Here is a 7,187-nt window from a genome sequence, read left to right as displayed (position 1 = left end):
ATAGCTATCCTAATTTTACTATTTTTAATTCTCTAATCTATATTCAATTTTTTAAAGATCAATTATGCTCATCTCTATGTTTATATTATTATATGAAAAAGCTAGTGGTTGGTTACATAATAAATAAAAGTATGGGTTTATTTCTGTATATTTATTTGATTTTATAGAAATAGGTTTACATAAAAATAAAATATCATTTGATTTATATAATGTATATATTTTTTGTTGAATATTTAAAAATTTATCATTTTTATTAAAGAAGAATATAAAATTATTATTTTATAATCTATATGATGTAAGATTGTATGCATTTTGATTTTGGCATATATTGAAATTAAAAAGTAAATATTGTAATATCATAGATAAGGGTAGATATTATTTTTTGCTATTATATAGTTAGAATTAAATAATATTAATTGATTATAGCTGATATTTTATATAAAGTAGCTAAAGCTTAAAAAATATGCAGATGAAGAGGAGAGTGTAATATGACTCAATTAAAAGACAATATAATTAATGATATTGAAGTATTTAGAGGGGAAGGGCATAAGTTTTTAAATAATGAACTTACTGTAATGCAGTTTAAACATCTTTCAGGGGGAATGGGAGCTTATGCAGAAAAAAGTAAAACTACTTTTATGGTAAGATTTAGAACTCCATCTGGAATAATAAATTTAGACCAAATGAAATGGTTTATTGGTAAAGCTAAAGAGAATAATCTTAGTAAGATTCATTTTACTACAAGACAAGCTATTCAATTTCATGGGTTATCTATTGATGCAGTATGTGATTTAATGAAAGAGGCTTTAGATGTGGGGATTTATACAAGAGGTGCAGGAGGAGATTTTCCAAGAAATGTTGCTATATCACCACTTAGCGGAGTAGAAATAAATGAAGCATTTGATGTTACTCCATATGCAATAGAAGTTAACAATTATTTTGTAAATAGAATAAGAGACTATAAACTTCCAAGAAAATTAAAAGTTTCATTCTCAAATTGTGATAAAGATGAAGCACACTGTAGTATGGTTGACTTAGGATTTTTAGCAGTAAATAATAATGGACAAAAGAAGTTTAAAGTATATGTTGGTGGAGGACTTGGAAATAATCCTAAAATAGGAGTTGCTTTAGATGAACTTATAGATCCAAATGAAGTATTGTATCATGTAGAAGCTATGACAAGATTATTTATGGCAGAAGGTGACTATAATAATAGAGCAAAAGCAAGAGTAAGATACATATTAGATAGAATGGGTGAAGAAGAATTTAAAAAATGTTACCAAAAACATTTAGCACAAGTTAAGGAAGAGGAAAAACTTGATATAAATGTTAATTTTGCAGAAGTTACAAAAGAAGGAATAAAAACTGATTTTACTCATAAGAGATTAATTCCACAAAAGCAAGATGGATTATATAGTGTTTATTTCCATCCATTTGGTGGTCAAGCAGAGCTTAAGGATTTAAATAATATATTTGAATTTATTAAATATGTTGATGATGTTCAATTAAGACTTTCTATGGCTGAAGGTATTTTTGTAAGAAATTTAAATGGTAAGGAAGCAGAAAAATTAATTGAAATTACACAAAATTGTGGAGGAGAAACTAGAATTGAGCAAAGTGTAGCTTGTATTGGAGCACCAACATGTCAGATTGGTATGGGAGCAAGCCAAACTATGGCTCAAAATATAATAGAATTCTTCAATGAAAAGGGATATTCAAAAGATGTATTACCAAGTATTCATATTTCAGGATGTGGTAATTCATGTGCATTCCATCAAGGGTCGTTAATAGGATTAACAGGTAAAAAGAAGAGAGTTGATGGTGTTATGGAGGATGCGTTTGAACTTCATATTAATGGAACTTTTGGAGAAGGTAATGTTAAGCTTGCAAAAGTATTTGGGTTAATTCTTGCAAAAGATATACCACAGTTTATGTATGAACTATCATTAATGGTTGAAGCTAAAAATATAGAATTCGAGAAATATGCAGAAAAATATGAAGAAGAAATTGCAAAATTAGTTGAGAAGTTTAACTAATGCAATACTTTTTGAATAAGATTAGGGTTTTCTATAAATTACCGAATAATTTATAATTGATTTAGATTACTTAACTAGGCATACAACATATGGGTATTAATAGTGTTTTAATAGCCATATGTTGTATTTTTTATTCCAATTATAAGTTAATAAAAGAATACTGTGAAATTTATTAAGACAGATGGAAAAAGAAAAATTTATATATAGATTATAATTGAGATATTAAATTTTAAGTTTTATAATTTAATATTTATTTTGCATTTACATGACGGACATATACTTTCATTTATAAATAATTTAGTAGTATAATTGTATCTTTCTATAAGAAGAGTACCACAATTTGGACAATAAGTATTATTATCTATACCTTGAACATTTCCTATATAAACATATTTTAAATATTTTTTTGCTATATCCTGAGCTTTTAATAATTTTTCTATATGTGTAGCTTCATTTTCCATTTTATATCTTGGAAAATATCGACTTAAATGAAGAGGAATATTTTCATCAACACTGCTTATGAATTGTGCAATTTCTTGTGATTCCTTTTCAGAATCATTTTCATCACTTACTAAAAGTGTAGTTATTTCAATGTGACATTTATTGCTACACCTCTTTATAGTTTCCAATACAGGTTCTAAAGAAGCACCACAGATTTTATTATAATATTTATTTGTATATGCCTTTAAGTCAATATTCATTGCATCAATATAAGGCAATAATTTTAAAAGTGGTTCTTCATTTATATATCCATTAGTAACTATGACTGTTGAAAAATCTGAGTGGTAGTCACTTACATTGCTGTATTTTTCCTTTATTGTTTTGCAGACGTCATACATATATTCGTACCACATAAAAGGTTCATTATAAGTAAATGCAATACCAGCATTATTATCTATTGTATCCATAAGTGAGATAAGCTTATTAACAGGTGTAAAATCAGAATACGGTCTTTTCTGGGATATTTCATAGTTTTGACAAAAACTGCAAGTCATGTTGCATCCAAAACTTCCAAGTGATAATATGTTTTTTGAAGGTTTAAAATTATATAGAGGTTTCTTTTCTATAGGGTCAACACCAGCTGAAGCAACTTCTCCATAATTTATTGTAACTGGAATATTATCTCTTATAGTTCGGAGTCTGCATGCTCCAAATTTACCTTCGGTTAAGATACAGTTATGAGGGCAGAGAGTACATTTTATTTTTAAAGTATCATCAACTTCGGTATCTATAATGCTTTTATTATTTTTAGGAGTTTTTATGACATCATAAAATAATAACTTTGAATCCATATTAATCACTCACTTCAGAATATCTTATTACTTCAAATTTTTCTATATTATAATCATCACTAAAATAATCAATTTCACCTTTATCACATGCAATTTGAAGTTGTTTTTCAACTGTATCAATTCCTTCTAAATCGGGAAGAAGAAGTCCTTTTTTATATCCTTTTGATACTATAACTCCATAATGTTTAGGATTGAGTTCTTCTTTTTCAGCTTTTACAGGAGTAGTAAGTATATCTACTGAAATATCTATATCATAAAGTTCTTCTTCTTCTACAGCTGGAAATCTTGGGTCATTCATAGCTGCACTTATGGAATTATTTATTATTTCTTTGGCAATGGAATCTGTAACAGGGAGAATTGTACCTATACATCCTCTTAGTGCGTCATATTTCTTTAATGAAACAAATACACCGCTTTTTTTGTTTAACAATTCGTCTGGAACATTTGATAAGTCAGTAATCTTTGAACCGTGAGAATAATAATACATAAGATTTTCTCTTGCAAGCTTTGTATAAGGATTATTGCTATTAAGCTTTTTCTTATATGATTTTTCTTTGTTTTTTAATAATAAATCTAAAAGGCTGTCTTCAGTACCTATAGTATCAAATCTCATTACTCCGTAGCCAACACCAAATGGACTTTCGTACGATAATAAATCTCCTTTTAATTTTTCAGTATCATGTGCGCCGAGCATTACATAAACAGAATTTAACCCACATTGACCAGCTTCATGAACCAATTTTTTATCCATAGTAAAAACGGAGTGTATATCACCATTTTTTAAATTATTTAAAAAGGAATTATCAAATTTTTCACCATAAGGAGAATATGAATAGGGGCCTTCATCCTTAAGCTTATGAGATAAATCACCACTTGCAATAATTACACATTTTCTATTTAATTCTTCAGCTGTTTTTTTACTTCCATACCAAATTTATATAGATTTATGTCGCCAATCATAGAATAGGTTATATGGACGAGTTTATAATCTGTATAATATTTATTTACAAAATATAAAGGTACCATTGTTCCATGATCTAAAGTGAATTCATGTCCATATCTACTTAAAGTATCTGAATTAACAAGTCCTGCAGGAACATCATCCTCATGACAGTTTAAGATAAGTCTTTCATTAAATTGAGTATCAAGCTCTATGTCCATTTTTACATTTATAGCTCTGAAATTTCTAAAATCACCATGAATTTTTTCTTCATTAGAAATTGAAACAGCATCGCTGAACATAGTTCCATGCGGTGTAATTACAATAATAGTTTCAGGTTTTAGTTCTGCGATTTCTTTTCCTATGGTATTACATGATGTTATTGTATTGTCTATTTTATGCTCTTCACCTTTACCTATACCAGGAATAATTATTGGTGGGTGAGGCATTAAATAACTTACGATTATATTTTTCATAATATATAGACTCCCTTCAATTATTGAAATTTATACACAGTAAATATATATATAAAAATACTATATATTTTATAAAATAGTTTTTACATTATTTATAAAATTATTGATGAGAAAATAAATTATATTATGTAACATATGTTACGACATTATATATAAAAATTAATTATAATGAACTTGTAGTTGAAATTGAATTAAATTAATTACCAATTAATAATATTGTGTAAAATAAATATATATAGTGAATTAAGGAGAAGAGTTATGATAACAAAAGATATGACTATAGGTGAAATAATAAGAGTTAAGGAAGATGCACCTCAAATATTAATGGGATTTGGAATGGGATGCATAGGATGCCCATCTTCACAAGCTGAAAGTTTAGAAGATGCTGCTGGTGTACATGGATTAAATGTTGAAGAATTATTAAAAGCATTAAATGCTTAATGTTTTAGTTTTAAGAAAGCTTAATAAATTTATGAATATGAGAACTCTCACTAGTTGGTTTAGTGAGAGTTTTTTACATAAAAAATAATGATTTTAGATTTTTTGTGTTAACAAAGTACAATTACTTGAATATGTTTAATATAAATAAATTAGATTGTCAAGAAAATAACTTATATTGGAATTTAATCCTTTACATGTTATAATTATTTAAATTAATTAACAATATGTGGGGGATATAAATGAGTAATTTTAGAGAGATTAAGGTAAATGAAATTAAAAATAATCCATTTGAAATGATAGGAACAGACTGGATGCTTATTACAGCTAAAAGAAATGATAAAGTTAATACTATGACGGCATCATGGGGAGGTCTAGGAGTAATATGGAATAAAAATGTAGTTACAGTTTATATAAGACCGCAGCGTTATACTAAAGAGTTTATAGATAATAGTGACACATTTTCAATAACAATTTTAGGTGATGATTACAGAAAGGAACTTTCGTATTTAGGTACTGTTTCTGGAAGGAATCAAGATAAAATAGTGAATACTGGTTTAACAGTTGTAGAAGATAATAATACACCATACTTTAATGAGGGAAGTTTAGTGTTTATATGTAAGAAACTATATGCTCAGGAGATGAATAAAGAATCCTTTGTGACTGATAATTTAGTTAATAATAATTATTTAAAAGAAGATTTTCATACTATGTATATAGGTGAAATAATGAAGGTATTAGTAAAAGAAGATTAATATAGGTTTAAGTGTGAAAATATTAAAAAGCAGAAACTATAAATTATTTTGTAGTTTTTGCTTTTTTATTTGAATGAAATATTATTAAAAATCGAATACATAAAAAAATTACAGGTTTATTTTGAAATATGGCACTAAAAGAAAAAAAATACCTAATATATAATAGATACAATTTTACGAAAGGATGATAATATGAATGCCTATACAGCTGTATTGTTAGGTACTGGAATAACATTTGCTGCAACAATATTCGGATCAGCAACAGTTTTTCTGTTTAAGGATAAAATAAACCCTAATTTTCAGAGAGGATTTTTAGGATTTGCTGCAGGAGTTATGATTGCAGCATCAGTTTTTTCACTTCTTATACCAGCAACTGAAATGGCAGCAGAACAAGGTGTAATAAAGTGGCTTCCAGCAGCAGGTGGATTCTTACTTGGTGGAATATTCCTGCTTGTTCTAGATAATATAATTCCACATGTCCATATTGAAGATAATATGCCAGAGGGCATAAAATCATCATTTAAGAGAACTACAATGCTTGTGTTTGCAGTAACACTTCATAATATACCTGAAGGGATGTCTGTAGGATTATGTTTTGCGTTAGCAGCGAGTGGAAGTTCTACCATGACTATGATGGCTTCATTTGCTTTAGCTATAGGAATAGCAATTCAAAATTTTCCAGAAGGGGCAGCAATTTCACTTCCACTAAAACAAGAGGGAATGTCCAAAGGTAAGTCATTTATTTATGGGGCATTGTCAGGAATTGTTGAACCCATAGGAGGCCTTATTACTGTAGCAATTGCAGGAACAGTGTCATATATATTGCCATGGCTATTAGGGTTTGCTGCAGGTGCTATGATATATGTTGTAGTTGAGGAGCTTATTCCGGAAGCACATACAGAAAGTCATACAGATGTTGGAACCATGGGAGTTATGATAGGATTTTTAATAATGATGATATTAGATATTGCACTTGGATAAGTGCTTGAATACATGTAAATAGATAGATATATATTCATTTACATGTATTTTTGTTAATTATATAGAAAAATAATATATTTTAGTAAATAATATCTTTCGAAATTCGACTAAATATGATAGGATATAATATGTAATAGTATAAACTAAAATTTTTGGACAAGCATTAATCTGTATGGTAAATTAAATAAACAAGATAGTGTAAAGTACGCTATGAAAATAATATTTAAAAATTTAATAGTTAAATAATCAATATAAGTAAAAAATAGTGA

Annotated in this window: 5 protein-coding genes and 1 pseudogene; 4 read left to right on the top strand and 2 right to left on the bottom strand. The window is 27.6% G+C overall.

All coding sequences use genetic code 11. The features are described from left to right. Window positions 1-488: 488 nt before the first annotated feature. Entirely contained in the window at window positions 489-2,036 is a 1,548-nt protein-coding gene (locus HF850_RS14925; RefSeq protein WP_169106216.1) for a nitrite/sulfite reductase, read from the top strand. Window positions 2,037-2,272: 236 nt separating this feature from the next. Here the strand turns inward: HF850_RS14925 and amrS are convergent, their stop codons facing one another. Together amrS and amrA are read right to left on the bottom strand one after the other, a co-directional pair. After that, entirely contained in the window at window positions 2,273-3,328 is a 1,056-nt protein-coding gene (amrS, locus tag HF850_RS14920; RefSeq protein WP_169106215.1) for an AmmeMemoRadiSam system radical SAM enzyme, read from the bottom strand. A gap of 1 nt (window position 3,329) precedes the next feature. Beyond that, window positions 3,330-4,744: pseudogene (gene amrA / locus HF850_RS14915) on the bottom strand (AmmeMemoRadiSam system protein A). Between the two features lie 258 nt (window positions 4,745-5,002). On the opposite strand from amrA, the gene HF850_RS14910 reads away from it, so the two are divergent. The 3 genes from HF850_RS14910 to HF850_RS14900 all read left to right on the top strand — a co-directional run bounded on the left by HF850_RS14910 (window position 5,003) and on the right by HF850_RS14900 (window position 6,918). Beyond that, window positions 5,003-5,185, top strand: a complete 183-nt coding sequence (locus HF850_RS14910) for a DUF1858 domain-containing protein (RefSeq protein ID WP_169106214.1) — start codon at window positions 5,003-5,005, stop codon at window positions 5,183-5,185. A 239-nt stretch (window positions 5,186-5,424) separates the two neighbouring features. Next, on the top strand, window positions 5,425-5,937 hold the full coding sequence (locus tag HF850_RS14905; RefSeq protein ID WP_169106213.1) for a flavin reductase family protein: 513 nt from the start codon (window positions 5,425-5,427) through the stop codon (window positions 5,935-5,937). 192 nt (window positions 5,938-6,129) lie between these two features. Beyond that, on the top strand, window positions 6,130-6,918 hold the full coding sequence (locus HF850_RS14900) for a ZIP family metal transporter (protein ID WP_169106212.1): 789 nt from the start codon (window positions 6,130-6,132) through the stop codon (window positions 6,916-6,918). Window positions 6,919-7,187 lie beyond the last annotated feature (269 nt).

Source organism: Clostridium sp. SM-530-WT-3G (assembly GCF_012843905.1).
Lineage (GTDB): Bacteria > Bacillota > Clostridia > Clostridiales > Clostridiaceae > Clostridium.
Note: the sequence above shows the minus strand (reverse complement) of the source record. Positions and strands in the feature narration are given on the sequence as shown.

Bases quoted from the DNA above. Each gene is read 5' to 3' on its own strand.
- HF850_RS14925 (WP_169106216.1), top strand. From the start codon at position 489: ATGACTCAATTAAAAGACAATATAATTAATGATATTGAAGTATTTAGA.
- amrS (WP_169106215.1), bottom strand. From the start codon at position 3,328: ATGGATTCAAAGTTATTATTTTATGATGTCATAAAAACTCCTAAAAAT.
- HF850_RS14910 (WP_169106214.1), top strand. From the start codon at position 5,003: ATGATAACAAAAGATATGACTATAGGTGAAATAATAAGAGTTAAGGAA.
- HF850_RS14905 (WP_169106213.1), top strand. From the start codon at position 5,425: ATGAGTAATTTTAGAGAGATTAAGGTAAATGAAATTAAAAATAATCCA.
- HF850_RS14900 (WP_169106212.1), top strand. From the start codon at position 6,130: ATGAATGCCTATACAGCTGTATTGTTAGGTACTGGAATAACATTTGCT.